This window comes from Streptomyces sp. NPDC056503 (assembly GCF_042794995.1).
Taxonomy (GTDB): Bacteria; Actinomycetota; Actinomycetes; order Streptomycetales; family Streptomycetaceae; genus Streptomyces.
The window spans coordinates 1-14,800 of the sequence record NZ_JBHTST010000178.1 but is presented as its reverse complement, the minus strand read 5'-3'; the positions used below and the strand labels follow the sequence as shown (position 1 = coordinate 14,800).

Sequence of the window (14,800 nt, the reverse complement as noted above, 5' to 3'; positions counted from 1 at the left end):
GCGGTGAGCCGGGGCCGGACGCGTGAGCCAGGAGAACGGACGTACAGCGAGCCCCGGGACCGGCGCAGTGGGTCCCGGGGCTCGGTCTGAGCCGGCGGGTGCGGTCAGACCCGCCGGAGTACCGCGACGACCTTGCCGAGGATCGTCGCCTCGTCGCCGGGGATGGGCTGGTACGCGGCATTGTGCGGCAGCAGCCAGACGTGGCCGTCCTCGCGCTTGAAGCGCTTCACGGTCGCCTCGCCGTCGAGCATGGCGGCGACGATGTCGCCGTTCTCCGCGACGGGCTGGCGGCGGACGGTGACCCAGTCGCCGTCACAGATGGCGGCCTCGATCATGGAGTCACCGACGACCTTGAGGACGAAGAGCTCGCCGTCGCCGACCAGCTGCCGGGGGAGGGGGAACACGTCCTCGACCGACTCCTCGGCCAGGATCGGGCCGCCTGCCGCGATCCGGCCGACCAGCGGCACGTACGAGGCCGCGGGCTTGCCGGTGGTGTCGGTGGGCTGGGTGCTGGGCTGGTCCGAACCGCGCACCTCGTACGCCCGGGGGCGGTGGGGGTCGCGGCGGAGGAAGCCCTTGCGCTCCAGGGCCATCAGCTGGTGTGCCACCGACGACGTGCTGGAAAGGCCCACCGCCTGGCCGATCTCGCGCATCGACGGCGGGTAGCCCCGCCGCTGGACCGAGTCGCGGATGACTTCGATGACCCGGCGCTGGCGATCGGTGAGGCCGGAGCTGTCGGCCCTGATGCCTGGAGGCCTGCCGGGGAGGGCTCGGGCGGGACGCCCGGGCTCCTCGCCGTTCACGGCTGTGTCGTTCATGGCGTGCACCGGCTCGAGTCGGCCCTGGGAGCGGTCCTGGGCGGTGATGGTGGCGCTGTCTGCGGTGGTGGTCACGTCGTCGGCCCCTCTCGAATGGTCTCCCTGGCTGGCACAACGGTAGTAGCTTTCGAAAGGTTGCGCCAAACACACGTTCGAGTGAAAATCCGCAGATTGCCTTACGTGGGCACGGGTGGAGGTGTATGGGAGTGGGCCCTCGGGGGCCGGTCCCGTCCTTACGGTAGCCTTCGCGGCTGGGTTTCCGGACTCCCGGCGCGCCCTCCCAGTCTCCCATTCGCGGAGCGCGGACGCGGCTTCGGGGTGCCGCGACACGCAGGGGGCGTCACAACCCCCTCAACCCAAGATCTAGTGGTTGGATGTCATCGGCCACCCAGGGATAGTGGTCCCCGGTCTGCCGGGGCACCGTCCATCGCCTATGCTGGTGGTCGCTTCGAGGGCCTTGACGGGTCGGCCGAGGCTGTTCAGTCGTGCCATGAGGAGAGGGTCGGAACCTATGCACTGCCCCTTCTGCAGGCACCCCGACAGCCGGGTCGTCGACAGTCGCACCACTGATGACGGCACGTCGATCCGACGCCGCCGCCAGTGCACCGACTGCGCCCGCCGTTTCACCACGGTGGAGACCTGTTCGCTCATGGTGGTCAAGCGCTCCGGCGTCACCGAGCCCTTCAGTCGCACCAAGGTCATCTCCGGCGTCCGCAAGGCGTGTCAGGGGCGGCCGGTCACCGAGGACGCCCTGGCCAAGCTCGGCCAGCGGGTCGAGGAGGCGGTGCGTGCCACCGGCAGTGCCGAGCTGACCACCCACGACGTGGGCCTGGCCATCCTCGGACCGCTGCAGGAGCTCGATCTCGTCGCGTACCTGCGCTTCGCGTCCGTGTACAAGGCTTTCGAGGGACTCGAGGACTTCGAGGCCGCCATCGCGGAACTCCGCGTGCGGCCTCCTGCCGAGAACGGCGGAACCGGCACCTCCGAGGTGCCCGTTCCCGCCGGTGCCGCCGACTGACGGCGGCCCGGGCCCTCGCGGGCCCGGTACCGGCCGCGATGCGGCCGTGAAGACCTGCCCCGGGTGACCCGTGAGGCACCCGTGGGTCAAGCAGTACAGAACGCAGTACAGAAGACGGTGCTCTGGGATTATCTGGGCGCCAAAGGGTGTTTTGCCCGTATATGGGAGGCGGCATGACAGAGACGGCGAGCGGCCCGGCACGTGGTTCCCGCACCAAGGGAACCAAGGCGGCGAGCAAGGGCCTGCGGATCGAGCGCATCCACACCACCCCCGGCGTGCATCCGTACGACGAGGTGAACTGGGAGCGCCGTGACGTCGTCATGACCAACTGGCGCGACGGCTCGATCAACTTCGAGCAGCGCGGCGTCGAGTTCCCCGACTTCTGGTCGGTGAACGCGGTCAACATCGTCACCAGCAAGTACTTCCGCGGGGCCGTCGGCACCCCGCAGCGCGAGACCGGTCTGAGGCAGCTCATCGACCGCATCGTGAAGACCTACACGAAGGCCGGCGAGGACTACGGCTACTTCGCCTCGCCCGCCGACACGGAGATCTTCGAGCACGAGCTCACCTACGCCCTCCTGCACCAGATCTTCAGCTTCAACTCGCCGGTCTGGTTCAACGTCGGCACGCCCCAGCCCCAGCAGGTCTCCGCCTGCTTCATCCTCTCCGTCGACGACTCCATGGAGTCGATCCTCGACTGGTACAAGGAAGAGGGCATGATCTTCAAGGGCGGCTCCGGCGCCGGCCTGAACCTCTCCCGCATCCGCTCCTCCAAGGAGCTGCTCTCCTCCGGCGGCAACGCCTCCGGCCCGGTCTCCTTCATGCGCGGTGCCGACGCCTCCGCGGGAACGATCAAGTCCGGTGGCGCCACCCGTCGCGCCGCCAAGATGGTCATCCTCGACGTCGACCACCCGGACATCGAGAACTTCATCGAGACCAAGGTCAAGGAGGAGGAGAAGATCCGCGCCCTCCGTGACGCGGGCTTCGACATGGACCTGGGCGGCGACGACATCACGTCCGTCCAGTACCAGAACGCCAACAACTCCGTCCGCGTGAACGACGAGTTCATGAAGGCCGTGGAGTCCGGTGAGAAGTTCGGCCTGCGTGCCCGCATGACCGGCGAGGTCATCGAGGAGGTCGACGCCAAGGCGCTCTTCCGCAAGATGGCCGAGGCGGCGTGGGCCTGTGCCGACCCGGGCATCCAGTACGACGACACGATCAACCGCTGGCACACCTGCCCCGAGTCCGGCCGCATCAACGGCTCGAACCCGTGCAGCGAGTACATGCACCTGGACAACACGTCCTGCAACCTCGCCTCGCTGAACCTCATGAAGTTCCTCAAGGACGACGGCAAGGGCAACCAGTCCTTCGACGTCGAGCGCTTCGCCAAGGTCGTCGAGCTCGTCATCACCGCGATGGACATCTCCATCTGCTTCGCCGACTTCCCGACCCAGAAGATCGGCGAGAACACCCGCGCCTTCCGCCAGCTCGGCATCGGCTACGCCAACCTCGGCGCCCTGCTGATGGCGACCGGTCACGCGTACGACTCCGACGGCGGCCGCGCGCTCGCCGGCGCCATCAGCTCCCTGATGACCGGTACCTCGTACAAGCGTTCCGCCGAGCTCGCCGCGGTCGTCGGCGCCTACGACGGCTACGCCCGCAACGCCGAGCCGCACCAGCGCGTCATGAAGCAGCACGCCGACGCCAACGAGAAGGCCGTCCGCGTCGACGACCTGGACTCGCCTATCTGGGCCGCCGCCACGGAGGCCTGGCAGGACGTGATCCGTCTCGGCGCCAAGAACGGCTTCCGCAACGCGCAGGCGTCGGTCATCGCCCCGACCGGCACCATCGGTCTCGCGATGTCCTGCGACACCACCGGTCTCGAGCCCGACCTCGCCCTGGTCAAGTTCAAGAAGCTCGTCGGCGGCGGCTCCATGCAGATCGTCAACGGCACCGTCCCGCAGGCCCTGCGCCGCCTGGGTTACCAGGAGGAGCAGATCGAGGCGATCGTCGCCCACATCGCCGAGCACGGCAACGTGATCGACGCCCCCGGCCTGAAGACCGAGCACTACGAGGTCTTCGACTGCGCCATGGGCGAGCGCTCCATCTCCGCGATGGGCCACGTCCGCATGATGGCCGCCATCCAGCCGTGGATCTCCGGCGCCCTCTCCAAGACCGTGAACCTGCCGGAGACGGCCACGGTCGAGGACGTCGAGGAGGTCTACTTCGAGGCGTGGAAGATGGGCGTCAAGGCGCTCGCCATCTACCGCGACAACTGCAAGGTCGGCCAGCCGCTCTCCGCCAAGAAGAAGGAGGACGAGAAGGTCGAGGTGACCGCGAAGACCGAGGCGACGATCCGCGAGGCCGTCGAGAAGGTCGTCGAGTACCGCCCGGTCCGCAAGCGCCTCCCGAAGGGCCGCCCGGGGATCACCACCTCCTTCACCGTCGGCGGCGCCGAGGGTTACATGACCGCCAACTCCTACCCGGACGACGGTCTCGGCGAGGTCTTCCTGAAGATGTCGAAGCAGGGCTCGACCCTCGCGGGCATGATGGACGCCTTCTCCATCGCCGTCTCCGTCGGTCTGCAGTACGGCGTCCCGCTGGAGACGTACGTCTCGAAGTTCACCAACATGCGCTTCGAGCCGGCCGGCATGACGGACGACCCGGACGTGCGGATGGCGCAGTCGATCGTCGACTACATCTTCCGCCGCCTGGCGCTGGACTTCCTGCCCTTCGAGACCCGCTCGGCCCTCGGCATCCACTCCGCCGAGGAGCGTCAGCGCCACCTGGAGACCGGCTCCTACGAGCAGGCCGACGACGTCGACGTCGACGTCGAGGGGCTGGCCCAGTCCGCGCCGGTCACCACGGAGCTGAAGGCCGTCGCGGCCCCGGTCGCCCCCGTGGCCAAGGCCGAGGTCCCGGCCCCGAAGCAGGCGCACACCTCGGCGGAGCTCGTCGAGATGCAGCTCGGCATCAGCGCCGACGCCCCGCTCTGCTTCTCCTGCGGTACGAAGATGCAGCGCGCCGGCTCCTGCTACATCTGCGAGGGCTGCGGCTCGACCAGCGGCTGCAGCTGATACCGGGCGGAATTGCGTCGGATGCAACATCCGACGTAGCTGAACCGGAAGCGTGATCTCTGTGAGGGAGGGGCGTCAGCCCTGGGCTGACGCCCCTCCCTTTCGCAGTTGGTACACCACGACTGCGTTCGGAGTACGCGTCGCGCCGAAGGCGCGAAACGAGATCGTTCTGGGGGTGTGAGCCCCTGGAATGACGAACGCCCAGCCTTGTAGGAGGCCGGGCGGTCGTTGCAGTCAGGAACGTTGTGTCCTGCGCGGTGTAGTGACCTGCATGACATCACGTCCTGGTCTGCGATGCAAAAGCAACCAGGAAAGGAGTGATGAATATGGCGAACAAGCGTGAGACCAGCAAGAAGGTCGCTTCCACGGCCAGCAAGCAGCTGAAGAACCCGAAGTCGACCCCGGCGCAGAAGTCCGTGGCAGGCAGTGCCCTGTCGCAGACGAAGTCCGGCAAGAAGAAGAAGTGACACCCAGCCGCCCCGGGCCTACACCCGGGGCGGCCGGCCCGTTCTCGCTGGTCACGGACTTCGGCGTAACCGATTCAACGATGTTGCGTTAGATGCATCGTGAGTCGAGGGGTGGATCTGCCGGGGGCCGCGCACTTGGTGCTGGCCGACGGGGTCGTGCATCTGGAACCGGAGCCGACGGTCTTCGAGGCGATGCTGGACGGCTGGGCCCGACAGCAGAGAACCCGTTTCCTGGACGAGGACGGGACGATCAAGCCGCGGCTGTCGGTGGTGCGGAGGTTCGCCGAGTTCACCAATCAGTACCCCTGGCAGTGGGAGCCCGCCGAGGTCGAGGCGTTTATCGACCACCTGAGGTCGCGGCGGAAGAAGTTCGCCGTCTCCACGGGGCGGAACTACCAGAACGCCCTGCGGATGTTCTGCGAGTACGTCACTGATGCCCGCTACGGATGGCCTCTGCGCTGCCTGGAGCGGTTCGGTCAGGCACCCGCGTAGATCCTGCACGAGTGGAACACGGTCACCCACAGCAGCGAGTACGAGGGCGACGCGAGCCGACGCCCCCTGACCTACGACGAGGTCCAAGCCCTGTTCGACGCGGCGGACGCACGGGTCGATGAGATCCGGGCCCGGCGCCGCAAGGGGTCCCTCGCTGCCCTTCGGGACGCGATCCTCCTCAAGACCGTCTACGCCTACGGACTCCGCCGCCAGGAAGCGTGTGGTCTCGACCTGGCAGATCTGCGGCGGAATCCGAAGATGCCGCAGTACGGCCGGTTCGGCGGCCTGTTCGTCCGCTATGGGAAGGCGTCCAAGGGTGGTCCGCCCAAGCGACGCACCGTCTTGACCGTTCCTGAACTGGACTGGAGCGTTGACCTCCTCGACCAGTACCTGGAAGAGGTCCGACCGGCCTTCACCCCGGGAAAGCACCCCGCGCTCTGGATCACCGAACGCCGCGGCCGGATGTCCGCCCGCCGCCTGGACGAAGCCTTCGAGACCGCCCGCAAGGCGGCGGACCTGCCCGAAGAACTCGACTTGCACGGGCTCCGCCACAGCTACGTCACGCACCTCGTCGAGTTCGGCTACCCCGAGCGGTTCGTCCAGGACCAGGTCGGCCATGCCTACGCCAGCACCACCGCGATCTACACCGGCGTCTCGGACGAGTACCGCAACCGGCTGCTCCAGCGGATGTTGAAGGAACGGCACGCCGAGCTCTGGGAGGACGACGAGACGTGATCAAGAAGATGGGCTACCAGTGGCACCTGAGGCGGATCATGGCCACCCGGCAGATGTTCCAGACCACCGACCTGGTCGGCCCGCTCGCCGAGCGGGGCATCACCTTGTCCCGGGAACAGGTGTTCCGCCTGGTCACCCAGCCCCCGCAGCGGCTGTCGATGGACACCCTCGCGGCGCTCTGCGACATCCTCGGCTGCCAGCCCGGCGACCTCATCGAAGTCCGGGTCGTCAACGAGGAGATCCGCAAGACCGCAGACGAAGCACCCCTCCGGCCGCTGCCAGCCGCCCGCCGGACCACGATCCGCCGCCCCGAGGGACTATGACCAAGGCCCGCGACCGCCAGCGAGCCGAACAGCGACAGGCCGCCCTGGACCGCGTGATCACCGCGCTAACCGCCTCGCTGCCCGACCTGAATCGGGCGGAGGCAGGCCAAGCCGTCGCCGAGGCACACGCCGCCCAGGGCATCCCGCTCCGCGACCTCGACCAGCACCTCGCCGACCACCCCAAGGCCCTGACCTCAGGCGAAGCCCACTGCCCGCCTGTCGTCGTCCGCCTCGCCAAGATCCTGCACACTGCAGGACACACGGCCGTGGTCCGACCCGCCTGCACCGACTGCGGAAGATCCAACCTGGACCTCCCACGGCTCGGCCCCCATGGACGCCGCTGCATCAACTGCTCGGCCCGCAGCAGCAAAGGCACCTGCGACCGGTGCGGTCGCACCGACACCCGGCTCGCCGCCCGCCGGGCCGAGGGCCTCATCTGCTACTCCTGCTACCGCGTCGACGCGGAGGTCGTCGAGGAATGCGCCGGCTGCGGCCAACCCCGCATGCCGGTCACCCGCCGACCGGACAACTCCCCGTTCTGCGTGTCCTGCTGGGTCGGCCCCCAGCACACCTGCGTGAGCTGCGGCACCGTTGGACCGGCCAAGTCGAACGGCCCGGACGGGCCGCTCTGCGCGTCCTGCCACCACCGACAGCAGAGGCCGGTCCGGGAATGCGGCCGCTGCGGACAAGTCCGACGCATCGCCCGCCGGGCCACCGGCTCACGGCCGGACATCTGCGAGGACTGCCACAGCGGGCCAGCCAAGACATGCTCCATCTGCGGGCAAGCCCGCCCCTGCCGCCGCGGGACGGACGGCGCCTGGGCCTGCCGGAGCTGCCGCCCGGGGCTGACCCAGGAGTGCTGCCGATGCGGGCGGACCCGCCGAGTCCACACCCGCTGGCCGATCGGCCCGGTCTGCTCGACCTGCTACACCGTCGTGCTCGACGCGCCAGCGACCTGCACCGGCTGCGGCCGCCACCAACCGCTGATCGGCGTCACCGAGGACGGCACCGGGATCTGCGGAGCCTGCTCGGGCAGCCACTTCGACTACACCTGCCGCACCTGCGGGCTCGGCGGCCGAACCTACGCCGACGCCCAATGCGCCCGCTGCGTGCTCATCGCCCGTCTCCAGCAGCTGCTGGCTGGCCCCGCCGGGCACATACCAGAACAGCTACAGCCGCTGCGGGACACGCTCGCCCTGGCCGAGCGTCCCCGCGGCATCCTGCACTGGCTCAAGCACAGCCCGAACGCCGCCCTCTTCGCCAGCCTGGCCACCTCCGGCGAACCGATCACCCACCAGCGGCTTGATCAGCTCCCACCCAGTCGGCACCTGCACTACGTCCGCCACATCCTCGTGCACCTCGGCGCCCTCCCAGAGCGAGATGAGGAACTCGACCGCATCCCCGCCTGGCTGGACACGGTCCTGGCCGACCGCCCCGCCGGCCATATCCAGCTGGTCCGCCCCTACGCCCACTGGCACCTTCTGCGACGAGCCCGACGACGCGCCGCCCAGCGCCGGCGCCCGGCGGAGCCGGGCTCGTTCCTCCGCACCCGCGTCCTGGTGACTCTGGAGTTCCTCGCCTGGCTGGACGAGCATGGCCTCGACCTGGGCGGACTTCGGCAAGACAGCCTCGACCGCTGGCTGGACGCGGGCAACACCCGCACCTACGCGGTCCGCTACTTCCTGTCCTGGACCACCGACCGCGGCCTCACCAGCAAACTCACGGTCCCCTCCATTCCGCGTCAGCAGCCCAGCCGGCTGATGGACGAAGACGATCGCTGGCACCTGCTGAAACAGTGCCTGACCGACTCCACCATGGCTCCGGACACCCGGGCCGCCGGCGCACTGATCCTTCTGTTCGGCCTGCACGCGTCCCACATCCGGCACCTCACCGCGACCCAGCTCACCCGCCGCGACGGCAACAGCTACCTCACCCTCGACCGGCACCCGATCCTGCTGCCGCCCCGGCTCGCCAGACTCCTTCACCAGCTGGCCGAAGCACCCCACACACGGGCCGCCCTCACCCGCACCAACCGCGGCGAACCATGGCTCTTCCCCGGCCTCGTCCCCGGCCGCCCCACCTCGCAGACCGGCCTCAGCTCGAAACTCCTGGCGCACGGCATCGACACCAGGCCGGCCCGAAACGCGGCCCTGGTCGCGCTCTCCGGCGACCTGCCTGCACCGGTCCTCGCGAGCATCCTCGGCCTCCACCCCAACACCGCAGTCCGCTGGGCAGGATTCGCCAAGACCTCCTGGGCCGACTACCTCGCCGCCCGCGCGGCGGACCTTCAACTGGAGAGGAATACGGCGCCGCAGAAATAAGTGGTCTGCGTCAGTACCTGAGGCGATGACCCGCCGGGAGTGATCCCGGCGGGCGGGCGGTGGGACCGGATGCCGGTGCCACCGCCCTTCGGCGTGTCCGGGCGGGCCGGGGAGAGGCGTCAGGCGCGCGCGGAGCCCATGAGGGAGCCGAAGGTCTGCGGGTCGGCGTCGAACCCCTGGGGCAGCGGGCGGAAGATCCAGCCGGCCGCGGCGTCCCGGGTGAATTCGACGACGGTCGCCGCGGTCGCGCCGGCGGCCGCCGCGAGATCGTCCTCCAGCAGCTCCGTGTGGCCCTCGCTGACCCGGACGGCGGTCTGGGCTATGGAGCCGAAGACGATCCGGCCCCCACCCTGCTGTATCGCGACGCCGACCACCACGCGGACGTAGCGCGGCGCGAGCCGGTCGAGCTCCAGGGTCATCGCCTCGTCGTAGCCGAAGCCCTGTCCCGTACGGCTGTCGCGGTGGAGGGTGATCGTCCCGTCGGCGGAGCGGCTGCCGAAGTGGACCAGCTGCGCGGGCGTTCCGTGGGGGTCGTCGGCGGTGAAGACGGCGGCGACGAGGTCCAGGTCGTGCGCGGGCGCGCCCGCCGGCGCCGGATCCCACTTGAGCGCCACCTCGACCTTGCCGACGCCCTTGTTGAGTCCGCTCACGCTGCTTCCCCTTTCCCCGATTCCCTGCTGGGCCCGTCATCTCGGGCCCTTCTTCATGGTGTCACGCACGTACGACAGCCGGGTCCGGTGAGGCCCGTGAGCCCGGTTCGGCGGCGGGGACGTACCGGAAGTCGACGTCCGACTGGCGTGAAAGGGACTGGGGTTGACGGGGGCTCACGCCCGTTCGCTCATCCGTGGCGACGGCCTGCCGGGGCGCTCCCCGGACCCGTACGATGGCGCGGTGCTGGTCAAGTGGATTCGCTGCGCCGTCGTGGACCGTCGAGGGTTCGAGCGGGGACAGCGGAAGTGGGCGGGGCTGCTCGGGGAGCCGGGTTTCCGGGGGCAGGGCGGCGGTTGGAGCCGGGCCCGTCCCGAGATCGCGCACGTCTTCTCCTTCTGGGAGAGCCGGGCCTTCTACGACTCCTTCATGGCCCGCTCGCACGACCGGTTGGCCGCCGCGCAGTCGGGGACGTACAAGGACGCCCAGGTCAGGCTCTTCGATCACCGCTTCGACGTGAAGACCGGATTCGAGCCGAAGTTCGCCGACGCGGACGTGGCGCGGGTGGCCCACTGTCGTGTCCACGAGGAGCGCGTGGAGCACTTCGCCCTGATGCAGGAGAAGGTGTGGAACCCGGCGATGGCCGGGTCGCCGGGCATGCTGCGGGGGCTTTTCGGCGAGTCGCCCGGCCACGAGTTCCTGGTGCTCTCCCTGTGGAACTCCGCTGCCGAGCACGGCAAGTACCGCGAGGAGCGGGTGGAGCGCCTCGGGCTGCGGGCGCAGACCGAGGCCGACGTGGCCGCGCTCTCGGGTGACGTGGTGCGGCTCGAACCCACCTGGACCGTCTGAGCGTTCAGCCCTCGCGGGGTGTGGGCGCCGGGAGGTTTCCGGCGGTCCTCGACCTCCCGGTCGGTTCGGTGAAGACTCCTGCGGTCACGGCCGCCAGAGTCGCGTCCGCGGCCTGGTCCGCCAGCCGCTCGTCGACGGGCTCGCGGGTGACGAAGAGGCGGAGGAAGAGCGGGGCGGAGACCGCGCGGGCGACGGCGCCGGCGTCGGTGCCGAGGGGAGCCTCGCCCCGGTCGACGGCCCGGGCCACGACCGCCTCGCAGCGGCTGAACCTCTCGCCGTAGAAAGAGCGCAGGGCGTCGGCGGCGCGCGCTGACTGGAACGCGGCGCCGACGAAGGCGGTCGGCGCGGCGGCGTCGGCCGGGTCGCGGAAGCCCTCGACGACCTCTCGGGCGAGGGCGCGCAGGTCACCGGCGAGGCTGCCCGTGTCGGGCGGCGTCCATTCGTCCTCCCCGGCGAGGTCGAGGGCGTCGGCCACCATGCCCTCCACGCTGCCCCAACGGCGGTAGAGCGTCGTCTTGTGCACACCCGAGTGTTCTGCCAGGTACTCCACCGTCAGCGAGGGGTAGCCGTGCTCGGCCAGCCCGGTCAGGACGGCGTCGCGGACGGCGGCCCGGGTGCGGGCGGTGCGTCCGCCGGGGCGCCGGCTGCCAGGGGTGGGTGCGGGGGTGGCGGAGTCGGGGTCCTCGGTCGAGTTGTTCAATTGCTACTCCCGTTGCATTAGTCAGCCCGAGTGTGCCACACTCGCCATTAACGCGACAAGAGTTGTATTTGCATTCGCCCCGGGAGGTGCCATGCCCGTACAGATCTCGCTCCATGACGTGACCGTCTCCCGAGGAGAGCGGATACTCCTCGACCGCGTCTCGCTCTCCGTCCGCCCCGGTGAGCGGATCGGGATCGTGGGGGAGAACGGCGCGGGCAAATCCACCCTCCTCCGCCTGCTGGCCGGCGCCGACGCGCCGGACGAGGGCCGGGTGACCGCCCTGGCCGACGGCGGCCTGCGGCTCGTCCACCAGACCCCCGAGCTGCCGCCGGAGGACACGGTGGCCGCCGCCGTCGACTCGGCCTTCGCCGAGTTCCGCGTCATGGAGACGCGCCTGCGCGCCCTGGAAGCCCGTCTGGACCGCGCGGTCGCCGACGACCTCGCCGAGTACGGAGACCTGCTCACCGCCTACGAGCTGCGCGGCGGATACGAGGCCGACGCCCGCGTCGACAAGGCGCTGCACGCCCTCGGAATCGCCCACATCGCCCGGGACCGCGAGCTGGGCAGCCTCTCCGGAGGAGAGCAGGCCCGGCTCGGCATCGCCGTCGCCTCCGCGCCCGAGGTCCTCCTGCTCGACGAACCCACCAACCACCTCGACGCGGCGGCGCTCGACTGGTTGGAGGAGTCCCTCCGCGGCCATCGCGGAACCGTCGTCGCCGTCTCCCATGACCGTGTCTTCCTCGAGCGCGTCGCCACCGCCCTCGTCGAGGTCGACACCGACCTGCGGAGCCTCGTCCGCCACGGCGAGGGGTACGCGGGGTTCCGCGCCGCTCGCGAGGCCACCCGCCGGCGCCGGCGGCAGGAGTACGAGGAATGGTTCGCCGAGACCGAGCGCCTGGAGGCGTACGCGGAGGGCACCGCCCATGCCGTCGCCGCGGGCCGGGGCATGAAGGACAACAACAAGATGGCCTACGACCGGGCCGGCGGGCGCGTCCAGGCCTCCGTCTCCGGACGCGTCCGCAACGCCCGGGAGCGGCTACGGCGGCTCAGGGAGGAACCGGTGTCCGAACCGGCCCCGCCCCTCGCCTTCACGGCCCGCCCGGAGGCGGGCGCGGTCCAGGGCGAACTGCTCGCCCTGGACGGGGTCCGGGTCGGGGACCGGCTCGCGGTCGACTCCCTCACCCTCCGGGCCGGCGAGCGCCTCCTCGTCCACGGGGGCAACGGCGCCGGCAAGTCCACCCTGCTGCGCGTCATGGCCGGTGACCTCGCCCCCGACCGGGGAGCGGTGCGCCGCAGGGGCGGGATCGGCTTCCTCGCCCAAGAGGTCACCGTCCGGCGGCCGGCCGAGCCGCTGCTCACCGCCTTCGGTCACGGACTGGGACTCGGGCTCGACGAGGAGGGCCTGACCGAGCGGCTCCTGTCGTACGGGCTGTTCCGGCCGGACGATCTCGCCGTGCCGGTGGGAGGCCTCTCGGCGGGACAGCTGCGCAGGCTCGCGCTCGCCCGGCTGCTCGCCCGGCCCGTGGACCTGCTGCTCCTGGACGAGCCCGCGAACCACCTCGCCCTGGGCCTCGTCGAGGAGCTGGAGCAGGCCCTGGAGGAATGGCCGGGCGCCGTCGTGGTGGTCTCGCACGACCGCGAACTGCGGCGCAGGTTCACCGGGCGGATACGCCGGATGGACTCGGGCCGCCTTCTCGATTGAGCCGAACGGGGCGGTTCCCTCTAGGGTCGGATCATGGCACGACCGCGGCGCATCGTTCTCGTACGGCACGGAGAGTCCGAAGGCAATGTCGACGACACCGTCTACGAACGGGAACCCGACCACGCCCTCGGCCTCACCGGGACCGGCCGCCGGCAGGCGGAGGCGACGGGGGAGAGGCTGCGGGAGCTCTTCGGCGACGAGGCGGTCAGCGTGTACGTCTCGCCGTACCGCCGCACCCACGAGACCTTGCAGGCCTTCCGGCTGCCGCCGGGGCAGGTCAGGGTCCGGGAGGAGCCGCGGCTGCGGGAGCAGGACTGGGGCAACTGGCAGGACCGGGAGGACGTTCGCCTCCAGAAGGTCTACCGGGACGCGTACGGCCACTTCTTCTACCGCTTCGCGCAGGGGGAGTCGGGGGCCGACGTGTACGACCGTGTCGGCGCGTTCCTGGAGAGTCTCTACCGCAGCTTCGAGGCTCCCGATCACCCGCCGAACGTCCTGCTGGTCACCCATGGGCTGACCATGCGCCTCTTCTGCATGAGATGGTTCCACTGGAGCGTGGCGGAATTCGAATCACTGTCGAATCCGGGCAACGCGGATACCCGGGTCCTGTTGCTCGGGGAAGACGGGCGATACCGGCTGGACCGCCCGTTCGAACGCTGGTGTACCCCGGAACCGTACGGTCCCACCGGATAGAGTGGCGCACCGATGACCGCTGACTCCTCATTCGACCGGCGCTTCGACCGCGCCCTCGCCAGTCTGCGCGGACTGGCCGTGGGGGACGCCCTGGGCTCCCAGTTCTTCGTCCCCGCGCACTATCCCCTGCTGAAGCGGCGAGAGCTCCCGCCGGGCCCCTGGCAGTGGACCGACGACACGGAGATGGCCTGCTCCGTCCTGGCCGTCCTCGCCCGACACGACCGCATCGACCAGGACGCCCTGGCCGCTTCCTTCGCCGACCACCACGACTTCGACCGGGGGTACGGCCCCGCCGTCAACCGGATGCTCCGGCTGATCCGGGAAGGCGGCGACTGGCGCGAGCTGGCCGCGGCCCTCTTCAAGGGACAGGGATCCTGGGGCAACGGCGCCGCCATGCGCATCGCCCCGCTCGGCGCCTGGTACGCCGACGATCCCGAACAGGCCACCCATCAGGCGGAGATCTCCGCCTACCCCACCCATCAGCACCGCGAGGCGGTGGTCGGTGCCATGGCCGTCGCCGCGGCCGCCGCCCTCGTGGCCGATCCGGCCGGGCCCCCGACGCCCGAGGCACTGCTCGACGGGGTCGTCGCACTGGTCCCGCGCAGCGCGGTCGGCGCGGGACTGCGCCGGGCCCGCGACATGCTGGACTACGGCGACGCCGGAACCGTCGCCGCCGTCCTCGGCAGCGGCCGGCGGACCAGCGCCCACGACACGGTCCCGTTCGCCCTCTGGTCGGCGGCCCGCGCCCTGGGGGACTTCGAGACGACGTTCTGGACGACTGCCCAGGTCGGCGGGGACGTCGACACGACCTGCGCCATCGCCGGCGGCGTGGTGGCCTCCGCCGCCGGGGGTGCTCCGCCGGCCGACTGGCTGGAGCGGACCGAGGCCCTTCCGGCCTGGCTCCCACAGGGCACGGCCCGGAGCTGAACGCCGCGGATGCCCGGACCCCGCCGGGTC

12 protein-coding genes and 1 pseudogene are annotated in these 14,800 nt (G+C 70.4%); 10 read left to right on the top strand and 3 right to left on the bottom strand.

Going from position 1 to position 14,800, the window contains the following annotated elements; genetic code table 11:
- Nucleotides 1-104: 104 nt before the first annotated feature.
- Nucleotides 105-893: a transcriptional repressor LexA gene (gene lexA, locus ACFQ8C_RS33730; RefSeq protein ID WP_383465236.1), complete on the bottom strand. Its 789-nt coding sequence runs from the start codon at nt 891-893 to the stop codon at nt 105-107.
- 436 nt (nt 894-1,329) lie between these two features.
- On the opposite strand from lexA, the gene nrdR reads away from it, so the two are divergent.
- The 6 genes and pseudogenes from nrdR to ACFQ8C_RS33700 all read left to right on the top strand — a co-directional run bounded on the left by nrdR (nt 1,330) and on the right by ACFQ8C_RS33700 (nt 9,251).
- Complete coding sequence (nrdR, locus tag ACFQ8C_RS33725; protein ID WP_383465234.1) at nt 1,330-1,836, top strand: transcriptional regulator NrdR; 507 nt, start codon at nt 1,330-1,332, stop codon at nt 1,834-1,836.
- A gap of 173 nt (nt 1,837-2,009) precedes the next feature.
- The gene (locus ACFQ8C_RS33720; RefSeq protein ID WP_383465232.1) at nt 2,010-4,913 is read left to right on the top strand and encodes a vitamin B12-dependent ribonucleotide reductase; all 2,904 of its coding nucleotides are present in this window, start codon (nt 2,010-2,012) and stop codon (nt 4,911-4,913) included.
- A gap of 326 nt (nt 4,914-5,239) precedes the next feature.
- Nucleotides 5,240-5,380, top strand: coding sequence for a hypothetical protein (locus tag ACFQ8C_RS33715; RefSeq protein WP_192806929.1), 141 nt, complete (start codon nt 5,240-5,242; stop codon nt 5,378-5,380).
- Between the two features lie 99 nt (nt 5,381-5,479).
- Nucleotides 5,480-6,607 (top strand): annotated as a pseudogene (locus ACFQ8C_RS33710) (tyrosine-type recombinase/integrase).
- On the top strand, nt 6,604-6,930 hold the full coding sequence (locus ACFQ8C_RS33705) for a helix-turn-helix domain-containing protein (RefSeq protein ID WP_383465230.1): 327 nt from the start codon (nt 6,604-6,606) through the stop codon (nt 6,928-6,930). Before ACFQ8C_RS33710 ends, ACFQ8C_RS33705 begins: the two are co-directional and overlap by 4 nt.
- Nucleotides 6,927-9,251 carry an XRE family transcriptional regulator gene (locus tag ACFQ8C_RS33700; protein WP_383465228.1) on the top strand — a complete coding sequence of 775 codons (2,325 nt, stop codon included), beginning with the start codon at nt 6,927-6,929 and terminating at the stop codon, nt 9,249-9,251. The genes ACFQ8C_RS33705 and ACFQ8C_RS33700 overlap by 4 nt, the downstream gene beginning before the upstream one ends.
- Before the next feature lie 119 nt (nt 9,252-9,370).
- Here ACFQ8C_RS33700 and ACFQ8C_RS33695 read toward each other — a convergent pair whose 3' ends face one another.
- Nucleotides 9,371-9,901 (bottom strand): TerD family protein, encoded by a 531-nt coding sequence (locus ACFQ8C_RS33695; protein ID WP_383465226.1) that lies wholly within the window; start codon nt 9,899-9,901, stop codon nt 9,371-9,373.
- Between the two features lie 241 nt (nt 9,902-10,142).
- Here ACFQ8C_RS33695 and ACFQ8C_RS33690 point away from each other — a divergent pair, with 241 nt between their 5' ends.
- Nucleotides 10,143-10,748: a YdbC family protein gene (locus ACFQ8C_RS33690; RefSeq protein ID WP_360608373.1), complete on the top strand. Its 606-nt coding sequence runs from the start codon at nt 10,143-10,145 to the stop codon at nt 10,746-10,748.
- A gap of 4 nt (nt 10,749-10,752) precedes the next feature.
- On the opposite strand, the gene ACFQ8C_RS33685 is transcribed toward ACFQ8C_RS33690, so the two are convergent.
- Nucleotides 10,753-11,448 (bottom strand): TetR/AcrR family transcriptional regulator C-terminal ligand-binding domain-containing protein, encoded by a 696-nt coding sequence (locus ACFQ8C_RS33685; RefSeq protein ID WP_383465223.1) that lies wholly within the window; start codon nt 11,446-11,448, stop codon nt 10,753-10,755.
- Between the two features lie 91 nt (nt 11,449-11,539).
- On the opposite strand from ACFQ8C_RS33685, the gene ACFQ8C_RS33680 reads away from it, so the two are divergent.
- The 3 genes from ACFQ8C_RS33680 to ACFQ8C_RS33670 are packed head-to-tail and all read left to right on the top strand — an operon-like array spanning nt 11,540 to nt 14,770.
- Nucleotides 11,540-13,150 carry an ABC-F family ATP-binding cassette domain-containing protein gene (locus ACFQ8C_RS33680; protein ID WP_383465221.1) on the top strand — a complete coding sequence of 537 codons (1,611 nt, stop codon included), beginning with the start codon at nt 11,540-11,542 and terminating at the stop codon, nt 13,148-13,150.
- A gap of 33 nt (nt 13,151-13,183) precedes the next feature.
- Entirely contained in the window at nt 13,184-13,843 is a 660-nt protein-coding gene (locus tag ACFQ8C_RS33675) for a histidine phosphatase family protein (RefSeq protein WP_383465219.1), read from the top strand.
- 12 nt (nt 13,844-13,855) lie between these two features.
- Nucleotides 13,856-14,770, top strand: coding sequence for an ADP-ribosylglycohydrolase family protein (locus ACFQ8C_RS33670; protein WP_383465217.1), 915 nt, complete (start codon nt 13,856-13,858; stop codon nt 14,768-14,770).
- Nucleotides 14,771-14,800 lie beyond the last annotated feature (30 nt).

Bases quoted from the DNA above. Each gene is read 5' to 3' on its own strand.
- ACFQ8C_RS33675 (WP_383465219.1), top strand. From the start codon at position 13,184: ATGGCACGACCGCGGCGCATCGTTCTCGTACGGCACGGAGAGTCCGAA.
- nrdR (WP_383465234.1), top strand. From the start codon at position 1,330: ATGCACTGCCCCTTCTGCAGGCACCCCGACAGCCGGGTCGTCGACAGT.
- ACFQ8C_RS33720 (WP_383465232.1), top strand. From the start codon at position 2,010: ATGACAGAGACGGCGAGCGGCCCGGCACGTGGTTCCCGCACCAAGGGA.
- ACFQ8C_RS33700 (WP_383465228.1), top strand. From the start codon at position 6,927: ATGACCAAGGCCCGCGACCGCCAGCGAGCCGAACAGCGACAGGCCGCC.
- ACFQ8C_RS33680 (WP_383465221.1), top strand. From the start codon at position 11,540: ATGCCCGTACAGATCTCGCTCCATGACGTGACCGTCTCCCGAGGAGAG.
- ACFQ8C_RS33670 (WP_383465217.1), top strand. From the start codon at position 13,856: ATGACCGCTGACTCCTCATTCGACCGGCGCTTCGACCGCGCCCTCGCC.
- ACFQ8C_RS33715 (WP_192806929.1), top strand. From the start codon at position 5,240: ATGGCGAACAAGCGTGAGACCAGCAAGAAGGTCGCTTCCACGGCCAGC.